The 24,953-nt window shown below is 36.3% G+C and carries 26 protein-coding genes and 1 pseudogene; 9 read left to right on the forward strand and 18 right to left on the reverse strand.

Going from position 1 to position 24,953, the window contains the following annotated elements; genetic code table 11:
- Positions 1–117 precede the first annotated feature (117 nt).
- Positions 118–435, forward strand: a complete 318-nt coding sequence (locus tag NSQ08_RS21790; RefSeq protein WP_002034320.1) for a hypothetical protein — start codon at positions 118–120, stop codon at positions 433–435.
- A 28-nt stretch (positions 436–463) separates the two neighbouring features.
- Here the strand turns inward: NSQ08_RS21790 and NSQ08_RS21795 are convergent, their stop codons facing one another.
- Positions 464–658 (reverse strand): hypothetical protein, encoded by a 195-nt coding sequence (locus tag NSQ08_RS21795; RefSeq protein WP_002015541.1) that lies wholly within the window; start codon positions 656–658, stop codon positions 464–466.
- Positions 659–1,514: 856 nt separating this feature from the next.
- Here NSQ08_RS21795 and NSQ08_RS21800 point away from each other — a divergent pair.
- A complete protein-coding gene (locus tag NSQ08_RS21800) occupies positions 1,515–2,177 on the forward strand; it encodes a YitT family protein (protein WP_002015542.1) in 663 nt (220 codons plus the stop codon).
- A gap of 30 nt (positions 2,178–2,207) precedes the next feature.
- Here the strand turns inward: NSQ08_RS21800 and NSQ08_RS21805 are convergent, their stop codons facing one another.
- The gene (locus NSQ08_RS21805; RefSeq protein ID WP_016102963.1) at positions 2,208–3,041 is read right to left on the reverse strand and encodes an EcsC family protein; all 834 of its coding nucleotides are present in this window, start codon (positions 3,039–3,041) and stop codon (positions 2,208–2,210) included.
- A 137-nt stretch (positions 3,042–3,178) separates the two neighbouring features.
- Here NSQ08_RS21805 and NSQ08_RS21810 point away from each other — a divergent pair, with 137 nt between their 5' ends.
- Positions 3,179–3,820, forward strand: coding sequence for a DUF1796 family putative cysteine peptidase (locus tag NSQ08_RS21810; protein WP_340778776.1), 642 nt, complete (start codon positions 3,179–3,181; stop codon positions 3,818–3,820).
- Positions 3,821–3,891: 71 nt separating this feature from the next.
- Positions 3,892–4,326, forward strand: coding sequence for an NUDIX hydrolase (locus NSQ08_RS21815; RefSeq protein ID WP_340778778.1), 435 nt, complete (start codon positions 3,892–3,894; stop codon positions 4,324–4,326).
- Between the two features lie 27 nt (positions 4,327–4,353).
- On the opposite strand, the gene ackA is transcribed toward NSQ08_RS21815, so the two are convergent.
- From ackA to NSQ08_RS21840, 5 genes are all read right to left on the reverse strand, one after another.
- The gene (gene ackA / locus NSQ08_RS21820; RefSeq protein ID WP_002015546.1) at positions 4,354–5,547 is read right to left on the reverse strand and encodes an acetate kinase; all 1,194 of its coding nucleotides are present in this window, start codon (positions 5,545–5,547) and stop codon (positions 4,354–4,356) included.
- A 299-nt stretch (positions 5,548–5,846) separates the two neighbouring features.
- Positions 5,847–6,833 carry a class I SAM-dependent methyltransferase gene (locus tag NSQ08_RS21825; protein ID WP_340778781.1) on the reverse strand — a complete coding sequence of 329 codons (987 nt, stop codon included), beginning with the start codon at positions 6,831–6,833 and terminating at the stop codon, positions 5,847–5,849.
- A gap of 211 nt (positions 6,834–7,044) precedes the next feature.
- Positions 7,045–7,545 carry a thiol peroxidase gene (gene tpx / locus NSQ08_RS21830; protein ID WP_340778784.1) on the reverse strand — a complete coding sequence of 167 codons (501 nt, stop codon included), beginning with the start codon at positions 7,543–7,545 and terminating at the stop codon, positions 7,045–7,047.
- Positions 7,546–7,680: 135 nt separating this feature from the next.
- Positions 7,681–8,076: a GerW family sporulation protein gene (ytfJ, locus tag NSQ08_RS21835; RefSeq protein ID WP_000350005.1), complete on the reverse strand. Its 396-nt coding sequence runs from the start codon at positions 8,074–8,076 to the stop codon at positions 7,681–7,683.
- A gap of 12 nt (positions 8,077–8,088) precedes the next feature.
- On the reverse strand, positions 8,089–8,727 hold the full coding sequence (locus NSQ08_RS21840; protein ID WP_113935736.1) for a DUF2953 domain-containing protein: 639 nt from the start codon (positions 8,725–8,727) through the stop codon (positions 8,089–8,091).
- A gap of 205 nt (positions 8,728–8,932) precedes the next feature.
- Here NSQ08_RS21840 and NSQ08_RS21845 point away from each other — a divergent pair, with 205 nt between their 5' ends.
- Entirely contained in the window at positions 8,933–9,736 is an 804-nt protein-coding gene (locus NSQ08_RS21845; RefSeq protein WP_002015552.1) for an NAD kinase, read from the forward strand.
- 221 nt (positions 9,737–9,957) lie between these two features.
- Here NSQ08_RS21845 and NSQ08_RS21850 read toward each other — a convergent pair whose 3' ends face one another.
- From NSQ08_RS21850 to refZ, 9 genes and pseudogenes are all read right to left on the reverse strand, one after another.
- A complete protein-coding gene (locus tag NSQ08_RS21850) occupies positions 9,958–11,526 on the reverse strand; it encodes an amidohydrolase (RefSeq protein WP_002034331.1) in 1,569 nt (522 codons plus the stop codon).
- 87 nt (positions 11,527–11,613) lie between these two features.
- A complete protein-coding gene (locus NSQ08_RS21855; protein ID WP_002034332.1) occupies positions 11,614–12,045 on the reverse strand; it encodes a VOC family protein in 432 nt (143 codons plus the stop codon).
- Positions 12,046–12,147: 102 nt separating this feature from the next.
- Complete coding sequence (gene mbcS, locus NSQ08_RS21860; RefSeq protein WP_340778794.1) at positions 12,148–13,734, reverse strand: acyl-CoA synthetase MbcS; 1,587 nt, start codon at positions 13,732–13,734, stop codon at positions 12,148–12,150.
- 220 nt (positions 13,735–13,954) lie between these two features.
- Positions 13,955–14,149: an alpha/beta-type small acid-soluble spore protein gene (locus NSQ08_RS21865; RefSeq protein ID WP_000168891.1), complete on the reverse strand. Its 195-nt coding sequence runs from the start codon at positions 14,147–14,149 to the stop codon at positions 13,955–13,957.
- Positions 14,150–14,228: 79 nt separating this feature from the next.
- Positions 14,229–15,443, reverse strand: a complete 1,215-nt coding sequence (gene thiI, locus NSQ08_RS21870; RefSeq protein ID WP_002034334.1) for a tRNA uracil 4-sulfurtransferase ThiI — start codon at positions 15,441–15,443, stop codon at positions 14,229–14,231.
- Between the two features lie 6 nt (positions 15,444–15,449).
- Complete coding sequence (locus NSQ08_RS21875; RefSeq protein WP_002015559.1) at positions 15,450–16,592, reverse strand: cysteine desulfurase family protein; 1,143 nt, start codon at positions 16,590–16,592, stop codon at positions 15,450–15,452.
- A 254-nt stretch (positions 16,593–16,846) separates the two neighbouring features.
- Positions 16,847–18,556: a septation ring formation regulator EzrA gene (gene ezrA / locus NSQ08_RS21880; RefSeq protein ID WP_002129414.1), complete on the reverse strand. Its 1,710-nt coding sequence runs from the start codon at positions 18,554–18,556 to the stop codon at positions 16,847–16,849.
- Positions 18,557–18,804: 248 nt separating this feature from the next.
- Positions 18,805–19,098: pseudogene (locus NSQ08_RS21885) on the reverse strand (LysR family transcriptional regulator substrate-binding protein); the annotation flags it as partial.
- Between the two features lie 87 nt (positions 19,099–19,185).
- Positions 19,186–19,824, reverse strand: a complete 639-nt coding sequence (refZ, locus tag NSQ08_RS21890) for a forespore capture DNA-binding protein RefZ (protein WP_002088994.1) — start codon at positions 19,822–19,824, stop codon at positions 19,186–19,188.
- 147 nt (positions 19,825–19,971) lie between these two features.
- On the opposite strand from refZ, the gene NSQ08_RS21895 reads away from it, so the two are divergent.
- On the forward strand, positions 19,972–20,451 hold the full coding sequence (locus NSQ08_RS21895) for a GAF domain-containing protein (RefSeq protein WP_002138633.1): 480 nt from the start codon (positions 19,972–19,974) through the stop codon (positions 20,449–20,451).
- 199 nt (positions 20,452–20,650) lie between these two features.
- Here NSQ08_RS21895 and megL read toward each other — a convergent pair whose 3' ends face one another.
- Positions 20,651–21,829, reverse strand: coding sequence for a methionine gamma-lyase (gene megL / locus NSQ08_RS21900; protein WP_340778802.1), 1,179 nt, complete (start codon positions 21,827–21,829; stop codon positions 20,651–20,653).
- Between the two features lie 398 nt (positions 21,830–22,227).
- Here megL and rpsD point away from each other — a divergent pair, with 398 nt between their 5' ends.
- Together rpsD and NSQ08_RS21910 are read left to right on the forward strand one after the other, a co-directional pair.
- Complete coding sequence (gene rpsD, locus NSQ08_RS21905; RefSeq protein WP_002015568.1) at positions 22,228–22,830, forward strand: 30S ribosomal protein S4; 603 nt, start codon at positions 22,228–22,230, stop codon at positions 22,828–22,830.
- A gap of 242 nt (positions 22,831–23,072) precedes the next feature.
- Positions 23,073–24,221 carry a type I restriction endonuclease gene (locus tag NSQ08_RS21910; RefSeq protein WP_340778804.1) on the forward strand — a complete coding sequence of 383 codons (1,149 nt, stop codon included), beginning with the start codon at positions 23,073–23,075 and terminating at the stop codon, positions 24,219–24,221.
- A gap of 87 nt (positions 24,222–24,308) precedes the next feature.
- Here NSQ08_RS21910 and NSQ08_RS21915 read toward each other — a convergent pair whose 3' ends face one another.
- Positions 24,309–24,437 (reverse strand): hypothetical protein, encoded by a 129-nt coding sequence (locus tag NSQ08_RS21915; RefSeq protein ID WP_000050938.1) that lies wholly within the window; start codon positions 24,435–24,437, stop codon positions 24,309–24,311.
- A gap of 150 nt (positions 24,438–24,587) precedes the next feature.
- On the opposite strand from NSQ08_RS21915, the gene NSQ08_RS21920 reads away from it, so the two are divergent.
- Positions 24,588–24,890: a YjdJ family protein gene (locus tag NSQ08_RS21920; protein ID WP_340778807.1), complete on the forward strand. Its 303-nt coding sequence runs from the start codon at positions 24,588–24,590 to the stop codon at positions 24,888–24,890.
- Positions 24,891–24,953 lie beyond the last annotated feature (63 nt).

The following is a 24,953-nucleotide window of genomic DNA, read 5'->3' on the forward strand; positions in this document are numbered from 1 at the left end:
AACTTTATCACCTTTCATAAAATGAATCAAGGGGAATTTATAAAATTTTTTCAAACAATTTCGTCGAACTTCTTTCTTTTTTATGTAAAATAGAGGAAGGAAAATGGAGGGGTGTCTATGAAAAAGTATTTTATATACAATGAACATCTAGGAATTGAAGTACCGAACATACAAAAAAAATGGGAAGACATCTCTGAACAAGCGCAGCATTCTATTTTATTAAAATGGGAGCAAGTTCGCGGAAAAATACCTGATCGCATAAAGGAACTTGAGCACCATATTAACGCTAAACAACACCACTTAAATAACGAAGAAGACTTCGAAATTTCTTGCAGGCTAAATTCAGAAATTGCCGATCTTGCTTCAATTATTAACGATCTTTGGCTTTGGTATCGTCTAACCCAAAACGTATCTGAGGGAAAAGCACACCAATGAAAAAAGCATGCCCCTCAATTAATTCGGGTCATGCTTTTTTGTCGTAACAAGCTTTGCAATATATTTCTTGCGCCGTTTTTGCTAAACATACATCAAACGGGCCTACTAATACACTTCTTTCTTTCGGTAACTTCACAAAAGCAACTAGCTCTTCTTCATATTGAATCTTTTTCTGACATGAAACACATTTTAATTCTTTTCTTTTAAACATGTCTTTTAGCATATCTCCATTCTCCCCCTCATCTATCTATATTAATATACTCTCATAATAGTTAGAGCTTGTAAAAAAATGACACATTCCGAAACAAATTATTCATATACTATGTACAAAAGGAGGTCTCAAACTTATGCGAGCTTTCATTATTATCGCTTTAACTTTTTTAAGTATCATTAGCTGGGATGCATTTTTTAAAGATAAAAGTGATGAGAACAATACAATTGAATAAAAACCCTTCTTTTCTTACTTATTGGACAAACTTCTAAAAGTTGTCCAGTTCTACGAAATAACTTAGGCTTTTCTACAAAAATATTTAAACATAACATTTTTTGTAGATTCTCTTCGGTTATTGTCGGTTTCCATCCGCATGTATTTTTTGAAAGTATGATATAATAATATAAATCTTGAAGGAAGGGATTTTGATATCATGATCGCTCGAAGGAGCATGTGGCATCGTATTGACGAATCATACACGTAGCGTATTTTTCAGCTCAGATACTTTAGTCTAGCGAAAAAAATACGAGAGTGGGGAAATTATGATTGCCCGAAGGATAATTTGGCAAAAAAAAGACTCTTCTTACACATAGCGTTTTGTTTAGGACTTAATTGTTACTAGCTAAACAAAACAAAGAAGAGCAGGATTGCTAAATGAAGAATCCTACTCCCCGTTTTGTTTAGTCGCTTTAAGACTTAAACTAAAACGAAGGTAGGGAGAATTGATGGACGAGAGGATTATTCGTTATTTCTTCAGCGACATATAGCGTAGTTAGTTTTTTTCGTAAACTAACTGAAAGCTACATGTGAGCTCGTAGTTAGTTTACAACACCAAAAGGACTACTAACTACGGAAAGAAGGAATAACGATGAGGAACATCCAAAGTCGACAAATTATTAAAGAAGTTTTTATGGTTTTAATCGGTTCATTTATATTAGCAGCAGCGCTATATCACATTCACTTCCAAAACCACTTAACAGAAGGTGGCTTTGTAGGTATTGCACTATTTATCCAAAATTTTTATGATATTTCACCATCTATTTCAACTGTAGTAATGGATATCCCTATTATTTTACTATGTGCTTCATTTTTAGGTAGAAAAATGGTTGGCTATTCATTCTTAGGTTCACTTTCATTCGGAGTATTTTATTCCCTTATGGAAAATTATTCTCCTTTTACGGTAGATTTATCAAATAATTTATTTGTAGCTGCAGTAGTTGGCGGTGCGTTAGCTGGTATTGGACTCGGTTTTATATTGCGATTTGGCGGTGCAACCGGTGGAGACGATATTTTAACAATTATATTAAGTAAACGAACTCGGTTTACAATTGGGCAAATTTTCTTCGTCTTTGACGCGATTGTTCTTGCGCTTTCATTATATTATTTAAATTGGACAGAAATTGCTTTTACTATTCTTTCGATTGCCGTACAGGCAAAAACATTGGATTTAATTTACTATCCAAAAACAGAAAAGAAAGCAGCAAAGCAACCCGTTTCTATTCCAATATCCAAAAAACATGCGACAAACTAAAAAGCGAAAGGCTTCGGCCTCTCGCTTTTTTCATGCTCTCTTTTCTTTTTCTAATATGTAGCGTACTTGATAAAACTTATTTGCAAATTCAGTAACATTCCTCGTTAAGCGATAGTTCACTGTAGAGCCAATCGCCATTCCGAGTACAGGAATGCCTTGGAATACTTTACGACGAAGAGCATAAATCGAAAACGTCTTCAAAATTTGTTTTAATACAACCTCAGTAGAAGCTGGCTTTAATACTGCTTCGTCTCCTTCATAGAAGAATGAATCCTCTTGTTCGAGTTCTCTCAGTAAATTGTACCATGCATATTGCTGAAGTCTCGCCGGCAATAATGCTGCATGGAATACCTTTAACGCAAGCATCATTTCATACGGCTTGTTCACATCATGCCCAAATGATGTCGCAACAAGTTGGACAGCCTTCACATTTAACGCAATCATAACCGGAAAATCAGCCGTTAATAATAATAAACCACCAGCACCAGTTGCTCCGCCTTGTACGAATGAATATAGACGATGACGTGCTGTTTGCTGCTCTGCTATGTATGTTAATTGATCAATAGATAACGCCTTCAAATCTTCAAGTTGCTCAATTGATTCATCAAATAATCTCGATGTTCCTAAAATACGATTACGTGCATCTAGCTGTGATTGTGAACTTTGAATAAGTGCATGCAAATGAAAGAGCCATCCATCTGCTTTCGTAAAAAAGTCTTTTCGTTTTTTCTCAGGTAGTTTTGCAACTGTAGTATGCAACCACTTATCAAACATCTTTTGAAAATCGGTCGCTTCTTGCTCTACTAATTGCCCTTCCCACTCTTTTATATTGTCTAAAATGGCTTGTTCTCGCTTCGATCGCATCACAACAACCACCTCGTTCGATTTTTTCCTATTGTAACATATTTCCGCTTGTTCTTTGCAAATATGCTTGTCTATCTTTATTCACATACCATTTTTTAGTGACATAAAATATTAGCAAAAAGGATGAGATGAATCACATGAATCTATCCAATATAAAAAAAGAATATAATGCAGTATTCAGCTTAGGACAAAACTGCTGGCCTGCTTGGGCTTTATATCAATTCGAGTTATCACCATTTTTTGGTGTTATCGATTTTATGCTAAGCCCTTCATTAGAAAAAGTGAATTTATTATTACAAAATCGATTTGACCGTTTTTTACAGTTCGAAAACTTATCCTTCATCTCATTTTGGGATGATGATGCGAAATTAAGACTCCGTGACAACCTATATGTATATGAAATCGACTCCTGTCACGACTTTAAAACAGATGTAAACACACCAACATCCTGGCCTTCTTATACAGAAATTAAGTTAAACTATGAGCATCGAATTAATCGTTTTCTAACTACAATCGAAACGGCAGAATCCACATTGTTTATTCGAACGGGAGGAACATACGAAGAAGCACGTTCCTTGGAACAAATTTTATCTCAAATAGTTAAACATACATTCTCTGTCCTATTACTCATTCCTGAAGATGTACCAACTATCGCCCAAGAAGATTGGGGATTACAAAATACTTGTGTTATAAAATGCCCAGTGATGGATATATACCAGTACAATGAAGCATTTTGGAATGACTTATTTAATGGCATCACAATTCGGCCAAACGCTTAAATACACGTCACCTTTTATCACACCCTGCCTTATAATCATCCTTATACAAAATAAATAAGGAGTAATTATATATGTATCCACGTGCAAAAGCTTTTGGCATTGCTATACATCACGGTCGCCTTCTCGTACAAGAATATCATACAGGCGATGAAACATATTACCGACCTCTTGGCGGATCAATTGAACTTGGTGAAAAATCAGCACATACTGTTATTCGCGAATTTCAAGAAGAGCTTCACACAGAAGTGGAAATCACCAATTATTTAGGCTGCTTAGAAAACATCTTTCATCTAGATGGAGAAATTGGTCATGAAATCATTCAGCTATATTCTTTACGCTTATTAGACACATCACTATATGAAATGGAAAAAATGAATATACAAGATGAGCAAACCGTATCGTATGCGAAATGGACTCCCATTACAGCTTTCATTCAGAAGGAAAAAATACTATATCCGGATGGAATTTTGAAATATATCCAAAAGAAAAAAGACGAGATCCTATAGGATCTCGTCTTTTTTTCATATAGTATATTAACCAATATCTCCAAGACGTAATACGTCACGAGCAATCATAACTTCTTCGTCAGTTGGAATTACGATAATTTTTACTGGAGAGTGCGGGAAGCTGATGAATGCTTCTTCACCGAATACGTTATTGCGTTTTACGTCGAAGTATACGCCCATGTACTCAAGGCCTTCTAATACGCGCTCACGAATAATTGCACTGTTTTCACCTACACCAGCTGTAAAGATGATAGCGTCAACGCCTTTCATACGAGCTGTGTAAGAACCGATGTATTTATGGATACGGCTCACGAACACGTCAAGTGCTACTTTCGCACGGTGGTCGCCTTCTTCTTCTTTCGCAATGATGTCACGTAGGTCACTAGAGTAACCAGTAAGACCTAACATACCACTCTTCTTGTTTAATACGCTAACTACTTCTTCTACAGTTTGGCCTGTTTTTTCCATGATGTATGGAATTAACGCAGGGTCAATGTTACCAGAACGTGTACCCATTGTTACACCAGCAAGTGGAGTGAAGCCCATAGAAGTATCGATAGACTTACCGCCTTCTACTGCTGCGATACTTGCACCGTTACCTAAGTGACAAGAAAGTAGGCTTAAGCTTTCAATTGGACGACCTAATAATTCAGCCGCACGCTCAGTTACATATTTATGAGAAGTTCCGTGGAAACCGTATTTACGGATGCCAAATTTCTCATAGTACTCATATGGTAAGCTGTATAGGAATGCAGATTCCGGCATTGTTTGGTGGAATGCTGTATCGAATACTGCTACTGCTGGTACGTTTGGTAGTACTTCTTGGAATGCTTTAATACCAACAAGGTTTGCTGGGTTGTGAAGTGGTGCTAAATCGCTTAATTCTTCGATATCAGCTAATACTTCAGCATCAATTAAAACAGAATCAGCAAATTTTTCGCCGCCGTGTACAACACGGTGACCGATACCGCCAATCTCATCAAGAGATTTTACGATTCCGTTTTCAGTTAATTTCTTAAGAAGCATGTTAACTGCTACTGCATGATCTGGGATGTTTGTAATTTCTTTTTGTTTTTCGCCATTTACAGTAATTGTGAAGATACTATCTTCTAAACCGATACGTTCTACTAAACCTTTTGTTAATACTGTTTCACTTGGCATTTCAAATAATTGGAACTTTAACGAAGAGCTTCCTGCGTTAATCGCGATGATTTTTGACATCTAGTCTTTCGCCCCTTTTTCTCTTGGTAGTTGTGTGGATCATTCCACAAACCGCTCGATTTTATCTAATTAAATTCACTCATTATGAAAACGTTTCATCATTAGTAAATTTTATACTCACGATTTTAATTTAAACATCGTCCGACATATATTTCAAGTGAAAAAATTGTAACACCAAGAAAAAAAATATATTACAGATTTCAAAAAAATTCAGTTAAATCTTGTATATATTAAAAAACATTACATATCCTATAAAACTGTACTACATTAATTACTAACCCTGTTACATATATATCGTATTATTTATGTGTTGCAAACCAAGTATTCAATTGATCCATAATGTTCTCCATAGCCTTCATGTTAGAGAATTTAGGTAATTCCACTAGTAGTGCCTGTTTCGGCATTGTTACACCTTGGCCTTTCTTTTGGAGAACAAATATACTTTTTGCATTTTTCTCGTTTTTAAACATGGAAACAGGAAGCTGTAATAATCCTTGAATAAAACATGTCTCTTTAATGAATGCATGTAGCTTTGGCGCTTGATCACTTTCAAAAATGAAGTTTGGTACTAAGAAGAATAAACACCCGCCTTCTTTCGTATGTTTCACACTTTGTTCAATAAATAAGTGATGTGCATATGACATTCCTTCATTTGCTTTTAATGTATATTCACTTGCAACAATTTCATTTGGATAATAACCAATTGGTAAATCTGAAACGACTGCATCAACTGGATCAATATAAAGTGGTGCTAGTCCATCTTGGTGGAAGAATTCGATTGCATGCTTTTGTAAATTTGCATTTACTAAAGCAAGTTTAATTAACACCTCATCCACTTCTACACCAAATCCACTCATTGTTAGTTCTTCTTTGGCGCTATTAAACAATGTAGTCATTAAGTTACCAGTTCCAATTGCAGGGTCTAAAACAGTAATTTCTTTTTGACCTTGCATAAACTTATGGAATAAGTAGCTCATGAACATTCCAACTGCATCTGGCGTCATTTCGTGATTCGCTTGTACGCCCTCTTTCATTCCTTTTAAAATGGCTAGCTGAAATGCTTTACGAATTTCTTCCCCTTTATATGTTTCTTCATTAAACGTACTATATTCACGATTCAACCGTTCAATTGTTGATTCGGATAATTCCTCTTGTAAAATCGCTCCTTCAAACAAGTTATCACCTGTTTCTACAAGCGCCTCTAAATATGTTACATCTAATTCTTTACGTAAAACTACCGTAGAAGAATCAAAAATAGAAAATAATGTTTCTACTGCCTGACTCACGTACATTCCTCCTTCTCTCTTTTACACATAACTTATATCATACCATAATCTAAATTTTTCCCAAAAGAAAAAGCGACCTCTTGCAAAGAGCTCCCCTTCAAGTTGTTTATGATGTAACGTCTTTTCTCATATATTGGTTCAGTTAACAATACATGAGAAAAGACGACCTCTTCTAAAGTAAAACTTTAATAAGAGGTCGTCTTCATTTACATTACTTCGCAGATTTAGCTGCTTCTAATGCTGCTTCATAGTTTGGATGGCTTGTACCTTCGCCTACGTATTCTGCGTAAACTACTTTGTCATTGCTATCTACTACGAATACTGCACGAGCAAGTAAACGAAGTTCTTTCATTACTAAGCCGTAAGCTTCACCGAATGAAAGGTCACGGTGATCAGAAAGTGTTACAACATTTTCTAAACCATTTGCTGCACACCAGCGTTTTTGAGCGAATGGTAAATCAGCGCTAATTGTTAATACTTTCGCGTTTTCAATACCTGCTGCATCTTCGTTAAAACGACGAGTTTGTGCATCACATACACCTGTGTCGATTGAAGGTACAACACTAATTAATTTCACTTCACCTTTGTATGTTTCTAAACTTACTGGAGATAAGTCATTTGCTAATACTTGGAAGTTAGGCGCTCGATCGCCAACTTTAACTTCTGTTCCAACTAAAGTCATTGGGTTACCTTTAAAAGTTACATTTGCCACTTAAAAATCCTCCCTTATTTTAAACAAAATATGTACAATGTAAATGATAGTTTGTCCCTATCGATAATGCAAATAAAATCGCTTTATTTACAAAAAAATTAAAGAAGCTAATCCACTGATCAGCTTCTTTATTCGTTAAATTTGAAATTCAGGATCATCTTCTTTTCGTTTATCCATCATTTCTTTCACTTTATCAACAGCTTGTGGCGCTAATTCAATTATTTTATCGATGACGTGTGTTTGCTTATCTAAGTGTAATACTTTCACACCTTCTCCATTTATAACAAGAAAGGCAACTGGGTTAATGGAAACTCCACCACCACTACCTCCTCCAAATGGATGACGGCCAGAATGTTCTACTTTACCAAATTCACTTCCACCAGCAGCAAATCCAAAACTGACTTTCGAAACTGTAAGAATTACACTTCCATCTGCCGCTTTAATTGGATCACCAACAATTGTATTTACATCAGTCATTTGTTTTAAATGCTGCATTGCGGTTGTCATTAAACCTTGAATTGGATGGTCCATTCTATATCCCCCCTATGCTTGAACAGATTTTTCTGTCATACCAGATCTTTGCTTTCTCATAAACATGAGTAATTTTATCGCTGTTTTTACAGTACGGAATATACGAAAAGATGCTGTTAACTCGCATCTTGATGCAAATCCCTTTCCTTGAAAAACAGGAGTAATTTCAAATTCTGGTATGTCGACAATATGCATATATTGTCCTACAACTCCAGCAGCCATTCCTTTTGTCCCCCATGCATATCCAGTGACAATTCCAGTACTAGCCGCGTCGCCTGCTCCAATTTGCGTATGCCATTTCCAACCATTGATTTTCACTCTTTTGAGAAAATCTTTAACAATAGTATGAACGTCTTGAAGCTTTTTTATCAGTTCCCCTATACTATCGAGTTGTGCCATAATTTTATTATCTATTCCGCCGTCCTCTTCAGCTTTTTTAATTTTTTGTCCTGTCTTCTTCTGCTGTTTTTCAATTCTTTCCAATACATCAAACGTATATCGAATCATCCATATTTTCACTTGAAATAAACATTGTTTTTCCATTTCTGAATATAAAAACGTCACCTTAAGCGATATTTTCGATAATAGTATAAGCAAAATAAAAAGTAGAAGAATTATCATTCCAATTACGAGCCACTTCATTCGTACCATCCTTTCACTCCATACCCATTATCGACAAGTTTATTCATCATTAAACAGACTTTGATAAAATTGAATATAAAAATTTTTCTAAAAATAAAAAGGAATTTTGACAATTTATATCGAAATATACTATTTGAACATATCATCCAGAAACATACTCTGACGATATGTAGCACTAAGACTAGAAAATTTAACTGCAGTGGAGGGATACATAATGGCAAATCGTCGCAATTTATTTTTCTTTTATGGTGATGACAAAGTAACGCTCGTTGAAAAAATGAAACCAGTATATCGTATTTTAGAGGAGAATGGATTTACCATATTAGATCATCCAAAAAATGCAAACGCTATCGTCAGCGTTGGAGATGATGGGACTTTCTTACAAGCCGTTCGTAAAACCGGCTTTAGAGAAGATTGCTTATACGCAGGTATTTCTACGAAAGATGAAATTTCTTTCTACTGCGATTTCCACATCGATCACGTTGATACAGCCCTTCAAGAAATTACAAAAAACGAAATTGAAGTGCGAAAATATCCAACAATTAAAGTAGATGTAGATCACGGTACATCTTTCCATTGTTTAAATGAATTCACATTACGCTCTAGTATCATTAAAACATTTGTCGTAGATGTACACGTCGACAATTTACATTTCGAAACCTTTAGAGGTGATGGATTAGTTATCTCCACACCAACAGGAAGTACCGCTTACAATAAATCATTACATGGTGCAGTTGTCGATCCACTTATCCCATGTTTCCAAGTAAGCGAACTAGCATCTTTAAATAACAACACATACCGTACACTCGGGTCACCGTTCCTTTTAAATCACGAGCGTACGTTAACTTTAACACTTAAACCAGATGGAAATGATTATCCTGTTATCGGAATGGATAACGAAGCACTTAGCATTAAACAAGTGGAAAAAGCCGTTGTTCGTTTAAGCGATAAACAAATTAAAACTGTTAAATTAAAAAACAACTCTTTCTGGGAAAAAGTACAGAGAACGTTTTTATAGTAATCAAAAAACCCTCGAATTATGGGATTTCCATAATTCGAGGGTTTTTTATTTATCAAATGCAACTTGACGCTGTTTCACAAAACATTTTGGAACAGGACAACAGTATATGAAATTATATCAACGATTTTACCCAAAATATCAATTTACCGACATCATCAACCTATCTAAAAAGAGGAAGCAGCACCAAAATGTATTTTCGGAGCCGCTCCCTCAAATTTTTAGACGTCTTTTCTATAAACAATCTTCCCATCAATGACGGTCATTTCTGCCTGTACTTCTTTTATTTCTTCCGCCTCAATTTCAAAAACATTGCGGTCTAATATCGTAAAGTCTGCCTCATATCCTTTTGCGATTTGTCCTCGCTTCGCTTCTTTTCCGATTGCATAGGCACTTCCTGTTGTAAATAAAGAGACAGCTTCATATACCGTTAATCTTTCTTCTGGCATATAGCATACGCCGTCAATAAAACTTCTACGTGTAACAGCACTATATATACCTAAAAACGGATTCACTTGTTCAATTGGAGCATCAGAGCCTCCATTACAGTGTAATCCTGCATCCAGTAACGTCTTCCAAGCATACGCATAACGAAGACGGCGTTCTCCTAGTTTTTCAATAACTGATGGAAAATCTGACGAAACAAAGACTGGCTGAATATCAATAATAGCTGGCAAGTGTTTCATTCTTTCAATCAACTCTTCACGAGCTAGCTGACAATGAATAATACGGTCACGTAATCCTTCTGCAGGTGGATATAATTCAAGCGCATCAATGACATATTCAAGCGATAAATCACCAATTGTATGAATGGCAACTGGCATATGTAAATCTCGTGCTTTTTTCACTAAACCTGCAAGCTCTTCACGTGAGAAAATGGCAACTCCATTCGTTTCCTTCGCATCTTCATACGGTTCACTTAATAAAGCTGTTCTTCCGCCGAAAGAACCGTCAGAAAAAATTTTCATCGCACCAAATTCAATATAGTGCTCATTTTCATATTCTTTTCGTTCATTCGCTACTTCATGGTGAACGAGTAAATGCGCTTTAAACCGCATTTCTTTTATAACGTGTGAAAACGCATTGTACGTTTTTTGAAAGCCGCCATAATAATTTAAGTCTTCCGTATGTCCGCCAACTAATCCGTATTGCCAGCAGTCTGAAATCGCTGTTTGCAGAGCACTTTGCAAATACACTCCATCTATTTCGGGCTGAACATGTTTAATTAACTCTTGTCCTTGCTCATATAAAAGTCCTGTTAATTTATTTAATGAGTCACGACCAATTTTTCCGCCCTTTGGATCTTGCGTCGCTTCTGTTATGTTCGCTTCTTGCAATATGTATGAATTCACCCATGTCACGTGACGACAAACACGCTTTAATAAAATCGGATGTTCTTTAGAGATTTCATCTAAATCACGTACATGAACTTGTTTTGTATCTGTGAAATTATTTTCATTCCATCCTTCTCCGATAATCCAAGATCCTTTTGGCGCTTCTTCTACGCGCTTCTGAACAAGAGTAAGTACTTCGCTATAAGATTTGCAATTTGATAGATCTAGACGAAGCAACCTCTCCCCATGCCCAATAAGATGCATATGGCTATCAACGAGTCCTGGAATCATCGTTTTCCCTTTTAAGTCATATAACTTCACTTCTGAATATCGGTTTTCTAACTCTTCTTTATTCCCCATATGAACAATGACGCCATTTTCAACGTAAATAGCTTCTACTTTTTCATTCTCTTCTCGCATAGTGTAAATGGTGCCGCCATACCAAATTTCTCCCATATACTCGTCCCCCTTTTCCTTTAGTCTACGAAATTAGAGCGTATAAAAAAAGCACCATTTCGATTAAAAATGGTGCTTTTCCAAAAATTATTTTTGTTCAGTAGGGTTCGTTGTAACTTGCCATTCAATGTTAAATTTATCTTTTAGTTGTCCGTATGCTGGGCTCCAGAAAGTTTCTTGAAGTGGCATAATAACTTCTCCACCTTCTTGTAACTTATCAAATACTTCTTTCGCTTTTTCTGCATTATTAATTTGAATTGCGATTGTTACTTGAGATCCGATTGCATGCCCTTGACCTGGGAATGTATCAGAAATCATAAGGTCCGTATTACCAACTTTTAAAGTAGCATGTAAAACGCGCTCTTTCGCTTCAGCTGGAATTGGGTATTCTGGATTTTCAGGCATGTCACCAAAAGTTTGCATTACTTCTACTTTTGCGTCTAACGCCTCTTTGTAAAACTGTACAGCTTCTTGCCCACTACCATCTAAAACTAAGTACGGATTAATACCTAAAATCATACGGACACCTCTTTTTTTAGTTTATAAAATCGAACTTGTGTTCGTTTTTATAATATCATCGTTTTACATTTCATTCAACTATTTACTTCCCTATTTTCAAAATTATTTTGAAGGAAGCTCCATTTCTTGTTTTCTAAGTTCAATACGGCGAATTTTTCCGGAAATCGTTTTTGGTAGTTCATCTACAAATTCAATTTTGCGAGGGTATTTATATGGTGCAGTCAATTCTTTGACGTGTTGTTGGAGCACTGGAATTAATGTTTCTTCGTTCTTGTCTATATTCTCTCTTAATACGATAAATGCCTTCACGACACTTCCGCGAATTTCATCAGGGCTTGCGACAACCGCACATTCTCTTACATATGGATGTTTTACAAGTGCATCTTCGACTTCAAACGGTCCGATTGTATAACCAGAGCTAATAATAATATCATCACCGCGACCTTCAAACCAAAAATAGCCTTCTTCATCTTTTTTCGCTTTATCACCGGTAATATAATAATCACCGCGGAATTGCATCGCTGTGCGCTCATCGTCTTTATAATATTGTTTAAAGAGTGCTGGTGTTTCAATGTGAACTGCAATATCACCAACTTCTCCTACCTGTACAGGAGTTCCTTCTTCATTTACGATATCAACATGGTTTCCTGGCGTCGGTTTTCCCATTGATCCCGGTCTAATGTCCATCCCTTTCATTATTCCAACGAGTAATGTATTTTCCGTTTGCCCATAGCCGTCTCTTACTGTAATATCGAAATGCCTTTGGAACGTTTCAATGACTTCCCTGTTTAACGGCTCACCAGCTGATACAGCGCTATGTAACGCTTCTAAATTGTACTCACTTAAATTTTCTACCTTCGCCATTAATCTATACTCAGTCGGCGTACAACAAAGCACATTCACCTTGTTATCGCCTAATAAATTTAAATACGTTTTTGGTTCAAACTTACCATTGTATACAAATCCTGTTGCACCTGAACCGAGAGTCGCTACAAACGGGCTCCAAATCCACTTTTGCCAACCTGGACTAGCCGTTGCCCATACAACATCTTCTTCTTCGATTCCGAGCCAGTTCGGGGCGCTTGTACGTAAATGAGCGTATGCCCATGCATGCGTATGAACAACTCCTTTTGGATTTCCTGTCGTCCCTGACGTATAAGATAAAAAGACCATATCTTCTTTATCCGTCTTCGCCATTTCTAACGTATCACTTTCCGTTTCTAATGCTGTTTTTAAATTCGTCCATCCATCTACTGATCGCTCGCTCAGGACGAATTTTTGAAGAGATTCCACCGCTTCTACGCCGTCAAATTGTCCAATATACGGTTCGTAACTTACGATAGCCTTTACTTCTCCGTGCCCAATACGATACTCGATATCTTTTTTACGCAACATTTCTGAGCTTGGAATAACGACAAATCCTGCTTTAATCGCAGCAATATACGTCATGTAAGCTTCAATTAAGCGCGGTATCATAATAAGGAGCTTGTCCCCTTTTTGTAAGCCACTTTTTATAAAAGCGTTTCCAATTCTATTCGCACCTTGCATTAATTCAAAATATGTAATCTCTCGTCTATTTCCTTTATCATCTTGCCAAATTAAAGCAAGCTTCTCTTTATCATTCGTATATTTCTCTATTTCCGAAACTAAATTATAAGACTGCGGCGCCAACAATTCCTCTCTCTTCATAAACATCCTCCTTTATTTCTATGCCTCCCTTATATAATAAAGAATTTTCAGTAAATTTTGAACCCTCTTCTTTTGACAATTTTTTTATATTTATGTCGAATTGATGTATGAATGTATAGCGACGATGTTTTTAACATAACGATTCATCGGCAAATAACGACGAAAACGACAAAAAGAAAGAGCGGGAGAACCCGCTCTTTCTAAGCCATCGTATATGGGATTATTTTTGGTAACCGCCTAATTGTTGCTCAGCTAGTGAAACTAGACGTTTAGTAATTTCGCCACCAACAGAACCGTTAGCGCGAGATGTTGCATCAGCTCCAAGTTGAACACCAAACTCTTGAGCGATTTCGTATTTCATTTGATCTAATGCTGCTTGAGCACCAGACACTGCTAATTTATTTGTGCTTGCCATGTTGTATCACCTCCTTGTGAGTATAGAGTGTGATAAACAACATGACTTCATGCACATTTGAATGTGGTAATTTATGGGTTTAGAAAAGTTCTTCGAATTTTTCTTCTTCAGCGACTACTTCTACTGTTTGTAATACCATTGTTTCTTTGTTCGCTACAGCCTCTTCAATTAACGGCGCAAAATCGTACTTCGCTTCAAAACGATTTGCTTTCTCACGCTTTGGTTTCGTCGATGGACTTGCTGGTGTAAACACTGTACAGCAGTCTTCATATGGACGAATTGAAATATCATACGTTCCAATTTCTTTTGCAATTTTAATAATTTCTAATTTATCCATCGTAATAAGCGGACGAATAACAGGATAGTTTGTCACTTCGTTAATCGTATGCATACTATCTAACGTTTGGCTCGCTACTTGTCCAAGACTTTCACCAGTCGTAATTGCAAGTGCGTTACGCTCCTCTGCAATACGCTCTGTAATACGCATCATCATACGACGCATAACTGTCATAGAATAGCTAGATGGAATCTCTTTATTAATCGTTTTTTGCACTTCAGTAAATGGAACAAGATGAAGTGTTACACGTTTACAGTATTGCGTTAACTCTTGTGCTAAATCGATTACTTTTTGTTTCGCGCGCTCGCTTGTGAAAGGTGGACTATGGAAGTGAACTGCTTCCACAGATACGCCGCGTTTCATCGTTAAGTAAGTTGCTACCGGGCTATCGATACCACCAGAAAGAAGTACCATTACTTTTCCGCCAACGCCAACTGGTAAACCGCCAGCTCCCATGTGCTCACCACACATAATATAGCTGTAACCACTGCGAATTTCTATACGTACATTCACATCTGGATTATGAACATCTACTGTGATATCCTCTGTATTTTCTAAAATGTGCCCACCGATTTCTGGAAGTAACTCCATCGTCTTCATTGGGAAGCGTTTATCAGAGCGGTGCACTGTAATTTTAAATGTTTTCACATCACCTTTTACTTGTAAGAAAGCTGCTAACGCACCTTTTTTAATATCTTCTAATTCTGATGGTACTTTCATTGCTAAGTTAAACTTATGAATACCAAATACATCTTTCAATCTTTCAGAAATTGCTTCATGGTCTTCACCATTTAACTGAATGTACATACGATCATGTGTTGCATCAATTTTAATGTTTGGGAATTTTTTTAATTTGAATTTCACATTATCTTTTAACGTACTTACAAACTTAGAACGGTTCTTTCCTTTTGTCGTCATTTCTCCATAACGAACTAAAATATATTCATATGTCATCATATTTCTTTACCTCATCACTTCATATAATTTTGGCATCGTCTCTTTAACAATACCTTCAAATTGTTTTACTTCTTCCATCGTGTTGTCTGGTGCTAGACTAATGCGAATCGCACTTGTAGCTGCGGCGTGCGGTACTCCCATTGCCACTAGTACTCTGCTCACTTCATTTGCTTTTGAAGAACAAGCAGACTTCGTCGATACATATACACCATGCTCTTCTAAAGCATGAACGACTACTTCTGGTTTTAAACCGACAAATGATACATTTAAAATGTGCGGTGCCGCATATTCAAGTGATGTATTAATCGTTACAGTTTCCATCTCTTTAAAGAAACGGACCAGCTCTGTTTGTAAATTTTGCAAATGAACTATCTTTTCTTTCACTTGTTCCATCGTCATACGAAGTGCTTTCACCATCGCTACAATACCAGGTAAATTTTCTGTACCTGAACGATACTTGAGCTCTTGTTGACCACCTGATAAGATTGGATCTAATCTTACACCATCACGTACGTAAAGAAGACCTGTCCCCTTTACGCTATGAAATTTATGTCCAGATATTGAACAAAGGTCAATATGAGAAGCGTATAAATCAAGTGGTACTTTTCCTATCCCTTGTACATGGTCCACGTGGAATCTTATTTTCGGATAGTTCGTTAATAATGTTCCAATTTCAGTAACGGGCTGAATCGCTCCAGTCTCGTTGTTCACGTGAATAATTGACACAAGAATCGTATCTTCACGAAGTGCTCGTTTTACATCTTCTACCGATACAACACCGTGCTCGTTAACCGGTAAATACGTTACATCAAAACCGAGATCTTCTAATTGTTTATATGCTTCAAACACAGACGCGTGTTCAATATTTGTTGTAATGATATGTTTGCCGCGCGAACGATTCCTCATCGCTATCCCTTTAATCGCAAGGTTATTCCCTTCCGTTCCACCTGATGTGAAAATAATTTCAGCAGGTTTAACGTGAAGGAGCTGTGCCGCAATCGTTCTCGATTGTGTTAATAGACGCTCTGCCTCTCCTCCAAGCGAATGAATAGAAGAAGGATTACCAAAATATTTCCCTGCAACCGTTACGTACGATTGAAGCGCTTCTGGATATGGCTTCGTCGTCGCACTATTATCAAAATAGATCATCGTTCTTCCCCTTTCAGCGCTATCACATCATATAATCATATCACAAATACGTGTAATTACGCTAAGACTACTCAAAGGTTCCGTTTTTATATAAAAGTGTACATTTCCCCCGGCCATTTGCAGGCATACTGAGTGGTGGATGAAACCCCATCACTTATGGTTTCACTTTATTTTGAAACGAACAACCTTACTGTATTCCGCTATTCATTATAGCAACATCGACTTCAAAATTACACAAAAAAACAAACCCTTTATTAAAGGGTTTGCTCATTGTCTACATATTCAGCTATTTTTTGAACAACACCAGGTTCAAGTTGCTCTAATATAGAAGCCGCTTGTTCTAAAGCTGCATCGTATTGATATTCACGGAATAATTTCTCCGCATAATTTAAGCTTTCTGCAAGATTCTCATCATGACTGCGGTATCGGTTACCGTATTGAATTAGTTTTTCAACTAAATAAGCTTGTCCAATTAATTCTTCTGTCATTTCAGATACACCATTCACAACTGTGTATGCTTCTTCTAAACTGCTATTTACAGTATTCATATTTAACGGCTTTACTTCTAATTGCTCATATACAGCTTGCATCGCCATTTGCCCTTTTTGTAAATCTTCCATAATACTCTCTGGAAGACCTGGTAAATTCGACTTTTGCATAAAACGTTTCGTCTCAAAAATTGTATTTCGCATTTCTTGTAATTTCTCACGTGCTTCAAATTCTTCTTTGCGCATCGTTTGCAGCATTTCTTTATATTCTGCATGAAGTACTTTTAAAGTTTCACATTGCTCATAAACCTCTTCTAGTTCCTCACGAATAATAGAGAATGCAATATCTTGTTCAGCAACGCGTATTTGTAACACTTCAAAACGTTTCATTAAAATATGCATTTGCTTTTCAATTACTTTTTGTGACTCAATATCTTTGTCTTGTAATTGATAACTTTGTTTCACAAGTTGTGTTTCTATTTTCGTTTCAATTGTTTCTGTACGAATTTCTTCTAAATCTTCATAAACAGACAGTGTTTTTTGCTCCACATAATGTTTCGCATGCACTTCTTGTTCAAGTTGATCATAAAAACTGTCTAAACGAGTTTTTAAGTTCTCTACTTTTTCTGCTGCTTCTGTTATATGAAGTTCCTGTATATCCATTAAACATGTGTGTAGTTGTGTCGTCATATCGCGGACTTCTTTAGGGATTTCCAAATACTCTAATACATAGCCTTGTCTTATCATATCATCATGACCTTGTAATAAATCTTCCAGCTGAACTGGTAATGTCGCTTGACACTCTACCAATAAATCCGGAATTTGATGAATAACGATTTCTAAACTTGCTAAACCTTCTTCTAAACTAATAACAATTTCTCTCGCTTTTAAATAATCACCATTATCTGTTGCCTCTTCAAAAGTTTTGAACTTCTCGGATTCAACATCTAACATCTCTTCAATTTTTTGCTCAGCTGCTCCATACATGTGTCGATGAGCAAGAACGCTCTTTTTCATACTACGATATGTATCACGTAACCCTTCAATTTCCGCACTATTTTTCTCATGGCTTTCTAACAGTTGCTGTAATTCATTTAAAATGTCTGTAATACGATTATCAGCGTCATCTAAACCACTTATGGATTCTTTCATCGCATGCTTTGCTTTGCGGAAGGAGAATTGCGAGGCGAATTTTCGCGCTTGCCCTAAATCTTTTTCAGCTTTCGGAAGAGTTGTTGATACAATTTCATCCCACTCTTCACGCCATTTACCAAACAGCTCTTCTGTTTGACCTGTCATATTTAAATCTTTTACCCGCTTTAGTTCATCTGCCACAGGTTTATCTTTTATCTCTTGTTTCCACTGCTCCAGTGCTTCAATATCTTTATATGAACGATTTCTTATCACAAGCTCTATCATGAGCAGCACTAGAATAGAGCTTACTACAATGATAACGATCGTCAGGATAGAATCCATGCAAAAAAGCCTCCTAGTTATATCTCTTTTTTTGTCCGTTCCGTTTATGAAATGGAAGGCATTATGTATAAAAAGGGAATTCCCCTATATTTAACAACTAACAATGTTCTAATCATACCATGTAATGACGTGTTTTTGACCTAGTTTTTTTTAAAATTTCATGTTTCTTTACATGTAATTGTAATACTTCTTAATATTCCACTTATTCCATTATCCGTCCTCAAATGAATGCAATAAAGGTAAGACTTTTACGGGCAGTTAATGCAGGATAACGAGCTCTCTTTCATATGAGAGACGAAATAAATCTTTCGCATTAGTGGTGGTTCTACAGAAATCGCACGTACGTTACCTTGCATTACGGCTTACTGTAAAGCGGTTTCCGGAAGCAATGTTATACCAAGTCCAGCTCCTACCATCGCAATCATCGATTCTGCATAAGATGTTTCAACCGCAATTATTGGTTTCGCGCCCATACATTGAAACACATTCATAATCATTTTCCTTACATCACATATTTCTAGGTATACAATTAGCTGTTCATTAACAATTATTGCGCTAGTATGCAACAATTTATGGCAAAGAAAACAACATATAAAAATCCCCACCTCAGTTCGTTAGGTGGGGATTTTTCACATATGAACAGCTCTTGGTAGTTCATAATACATACTCGCTTTATATAATGTTCGTTCCATCCATTGCTCAATTTCCTTCGTATACATTTCTAAGAAAAACGTCTCAGACGGAAATGAGTGTAGCACCTCTGATATATATTGTGGATATAAAAACGGCATATTCATCATGCCTTTTAATTGCGTCATAAACATTGTAAAAGATACCTTTTTAAATTCTTGCTTCATTTGTCCTTGTTTAATGATTTGCTCTATATAATATCTTTCTCTAGAAAAATAAACGGTCATCACTTCACGAATTAATGTCGTATCAAGCGAAAGCTCTCTATAAAAAAAACGTGTCAGTTCTCTATTATCAAATTGATATCGTAAAATCCCGCGCACCATTTGCACCATCACATCTTTAGCCGATAAATATTCTCTCTGTTCAAATGACGTTTCAATCACGTGAATATATCCTTCTAAAAAATCAGTAATAAGCTGTTCTAATAACCCTTGCTTTCCAGCAAAATAATATGAAATATTCGCTACATTCACATCCGCTCGCTTTGCAATTTCTCGCACCGACGTTCCATCATAACCTTTCGTGTTAAACAACGATATTGCCGCATCAATTACTTTTTGTTTCGTCTGTTTCATGCGCTCACTTCCTCTCACTGAACAGCTATAGTTTAAATTTCTTGACTTTTAAGACAAATTCCTTTAATTTTCTATCGACAAAGTCATGTGAAATACATCGTATTTTGCTATCGTTTTACATATCTCGCTAAAAAGGGAGTTGTTTCCATGTTTACAAAAGAAAGTTATGCAGGATCTCGTGAAGAGCAATATGAGACAGTAATTAAACAACTGGATGCATTATTAACTGGCGAACCGAACGTAGTCGCAAACTTATCAAATGCGTCCGCACTATTAAATCAATTTTTAGATCGCGTTAATTGGGTTGGCTTTTATGTAACAGAAGGAAATCAACTTGTTCTTGGACCATTCCAAGGGATGCCAGCTTGCGTGCGTATTCCGTTCGGACGTGGTGTTTGCGGTGTTGCAGCTGAAACAAAAACAACGCAACTTGTAGCAGATGTTCACCAATTCCCAGGACATATCGCTTGCGATAGTGCCTCTAATTCTGAAATCGTTGTACCGATTATGAAAGAAGGAAATATCATTGGTGTGCTTGATATTGATAGTCCTGAAAAAAATCGTTTCGATGAAGTAGATCAGCACTATTTAGAAAAGTTTGTGGAAACACTCCTAAAACATATTTAATAAAGAAAAGAGTGAGCTATCGATTACGTACGTAACGTACGAAACCGATAGCTCACTCTTTTTTATCCCGCATTAACGGGCAGTAAATTCGGCGAATACAAGGAAGTTAGGTGGGAGATAACTGCCCGTAAAAGCCCGATTTGTGAGGGCTAATAATCAGCGGGGGATGGACAAAACCCCCATTGATTAAAGTTTCACTTTATTGATTACTCACAGTAGATATCTTCTTTAGTGCCTGTTCTAAATCAGAAACGATATCTTCCCATGATTCTAAGCCGACAGATAGGCGTATTAAATTATCGAAAATACCCATTTCTTTTCTTAGTTCAGCTGGAATAGCTGCATGCGTCATCGTCGCTGGATGCTGAATTAACGTTTCTGTATCACCTAAACTTACGGCAATTGTAATAAAATGGAGGTCATTGATAAACGACTGTGTTTCCTCTTTCCCGCCTTTAATTGAAAAAGAAATAACGCCCCCGCCTCGTTTCATTTGGCGGGATGCTAATTCTCCCTCCGGATACCAAACACCTTCTACTGCTTCATGATTTTTCAAAAACGATACAATTTTTTCCGCATTATCACAATGCCGATCCATTCTTACTGCTAATGTTTTTAATCCGCGTAACAATAACCATGCGTCAAACGGCGCCATAATACCGCCGATATCTTTTCGCATCGGACGAATTTTATCAGCTAACGCTTTCGTTCTACAAATTGTTACACCCGCTACAACATCCCCGTGACCACCAATATATTTTGTCGCACTGTGAACGACGGCGTCACAACCAAGTTCAAGAGGTCTTTGTAAATAAGGTGAACAAAACGTATTATCAACAATAACAAGCAAATCATTGCGCTTCGCTACCCCGATCACCTTTTCTAAATCAATTAATTTCATCGTTGGATTTATCGGTGTTTCAACGAAAATGAGCTTTGTATTTGGACGAATTTTATTTTCAATATCAGTCTCTGTCTCCATATCACAAAACGAATGCGTAATCATAAATTTCTCTTCTAATACTTCTAAAAAACCGTACGTACATCCATATAATCCATTTGAACAAATAATATGATCTCCAGCCTTTAGAAAACCGATTAAAGTTGCTGAAATGGCTGCCATACCTGAACCGAACGCCAGCGCCTCCTCTCCATCTTCTAAAACAGCCATACGTTCTTCAAATAATTTCACAGTTGGATTCCCAAGCCTTGTATAAATATAAGATGGATCTTCTCCCGCAAAACTCGCTTCTCCTTGCTGTGCTGTCTCAAACGTAAATGTAGAAGTTTGAAATAAAGGTGGTGTTAAACTCCCTTTATTTTCATTTGATTCATATCCGTGATGAATTAATGCTGTCTCTATATGTTTCTTTTTCATAAAAACATCCCCCTTATGTCTTTATTTCCACATATCCACCAGGAAAAATCTGATGAACGTCTTTACTACATTTTATGTAAGCGTTTTATTTGTGTTTCTATCATTTCTTTTATATTGTTTTAAATTCCTTCTTGTTAATTTCCAAAATTTATCTGCATAAAACAAAAAGGGAGTCTCTTGACGAAACTGTAAGTAAAAGATATAATAGCGTTTGTGTAAAATAAAAAGGCAGCCTTGTAATGTGAGTTTATCGTTTGTATTTTGTTCCTCTGCGGAGGTGTATCTCGTAACTCCCTGCTGCTGGAGCGAAGGTACATGAAAACAAAATACCCGTAAATATCGATTACGTCTGTTTTTATTTTACGAAAATAAAAACATTTTTAAAGGAGGAGTCAACTATGGCTCGTTATACAGGTCCAGCATGGAAACTGTCTCGTCGTCTTGGAATCTCTCTAAGCGGCACAGGAAAAGAATTAGAAAAACGCCCTTACGCACCAGGTCCTCACGGTCCTAACCAACGTAAGAAACTTTCAGAATACGGTTTACAATTACAAGAGAAACAAAAACTTCGTCACATGTACGGCATGACTGAGCGTCAATTCCGTCGCACATTTGACCAAGCAGGTAAAATGCCTGGTAAGCACGGCGAAAACTTCATGATCCTTCTTGAAGCTCGTCTTGACAACTTAGTTTACCGCATGGGCTTAGCTCGCACTCGTCGTGCAGCTCGCCAATTAGTAAACCACGGTCACATCACGGTTGATGGCGCTCGCGTAGATATCCCATCTTACCGCGTTAAACCTAACCAAACTATCAGCGTTCGCGAAAAATCTAACAGCCTTGTTGTTGTTAAAGAAGCGATCGAAGTTAACAACTTCGTACCAGAATACTTAACTTTCGATGCTGATAAGTTAGAAGCTACTTACACTCGTCACGCTGAGCGTTCTGAGTTAGCAGCTGAAATCAACGAAGCATTAATCGTAGAGTTCTACTCTCGTTAATGACAAAAAGCCAATCCTCTGGATTGGCTTTTTTCAATTCCCACCATTATTTTTATATCACACGTAACATAAAAAATACTCCTCACCCCCATTTAAAACAAATATTTTTTATTTAATCAAATTCAAACCCCAAAAATAACCTCCCTATTTTCATACAGAACTTCTGTTATATTATCAATTTTCATAGTAGAATAATATTAATATTAAGAATTTTCAATCAAAAAAACCAAGGAGACGTGGATATGGAATTTAGAAATGATATAAATAAAATAGCTAACCAAGTTTTAGAACGAAAAGAGTACATAACTAATGAAGAAATGACCAAACAATCATTAATTATTCCGTTTCTTCAAAAGCTAGGTTATGACGTTTTTAATCCTTTAGAAGTTAGACCTGAGTATATTGCGGACTTTGGAACTAAAAAGGGGGAAAAGGTCGATTATGCGGTTTTCAAAAATGGAGTGCCAATTATTTTAATTGAGGCAAAATCCGTAACAGAAAACCTCCTTAAACATGATGCACAATTATCTAGGTATTTTAATTCCTTACCCGATGTCAAAGTAGGAGTGCTAACTAATGGTATAGAATACAAGTTTTATACTGATTTAACAAATGACAACGTGATGGATGAAAAACCTTTCTTCACATTTAACATGGATAATTTAACCAATACAGACATTGAAACAATTGAAACTTTTACAAAAGAAAATTTTGAAGCTGAGGGAATCGTGAAATATGCCGAAGAACTTATTTATATGACCAATTTAAACTCTACAATTAAAGAATTATTTAAAAATCCTTCAGATGACTTCCTTCGCTTTCTAATTAAAGACTTTAGCTCAACTAGAATTACAAATAACGTTTTAGAGCGATTTCGACCAATTGTTAAAAAAGCAATTAATCAAACACTATTAGAAATAATCAGTGATGGTTTAACACCAAAAGAAACAAAAACAACGGAGAAAATAGAAACAAACTTGGTTGCAGCCGCTTCTACCGAAATGATTGAAGACATTAGCAAAGAAGACAAACCCGATAGAGTTTTCACTACCGAAGATGAACTAACCGCATTTAACATTGTTAAAGAGATTTTAACTGAAAATCACAGAGACATCAGCGACCTTAAATATAAAGATACCATTAGTTATTTTTGCATCATGAATCGTGTAATCACAAAATGGTTTATACGTCTCTTCCTCGATGGAGAAGCAAAATCCTTAGTTGTAAGATTAGATTTAGAAGCTACTAAACAGCTATGCCCTAATTTTGTAGTTGAACAGGCTCCAAAATCACAGGGAGTGAGTAGAATTTTCATTGATAATGTTAATGATTTAAAAGATTTGGAACCACTTATTATTTCTTGCTATGATCAAATTTTAGCTAATGTTTAAAAGAGAGAAATTCCCACTCTTTTTCCAAATACCTGACAAAAAGCCAATCCTCTGGATTGGCTTTTTTCGTTTATATATAAAATAAAATTATTTATTTTCCTCTTTTTGAACATATACATAAGCATCTTTCTGCTCTTTATGTACATCAACCTTCGAATGCTCTGCAAGCTGACCAGCGTTTAGCAAAGAAAAAATAATGAGCGCTTCTAGTGACATTTTGTTTTACCACTCCTTTCTATTTGTTATACATTTATCATACCGCTTACATGTGATTTCCGTATGAACTCGAAAAGGAGATTACAACAAAAAGGTTACAGGAATACGAATGCACGCTATAATAACCATTAAATAGGAGGTTGTTTCATTTTGACAATAAATCAAATGGTTCAATTGGGTAGTGCCTGTATGCTTTTTATTACTTCAGCACTTATGAGTTGGTATCAAGGGAGTAATTTAATAGATAATCCTGATGAATGGAAATATAGCGCTAAGTTTACGAATTATTTTAAAGGGTACGTTTCACATTATGACGATATTTATCAAATCGATTTCTTTATATATGCGGCAAAATTTTATCCCGGAGCATTTGTCGTTATGCAAATTAGCTTACTTTACATGCTCGTATTAATTCTTCATATTCTATTTAAAAGAAATCATGAGGCAATTTAAATGCATACATAAAAACCCCGAACGATAGACTTTTCAGCCTACCATTCGGGGTACTATTTGTTT

The sequence above is a fragment of the Bacillus sp. FSL E2-8887 genome, from assembly GCF_038007205.1.
Taxonomy (GTDB): Bacteria; Bacillota; Bacilli; order Bacillales; family Bacillaceae_G; genus Bacillus_A; species Bacillus_A mycoides.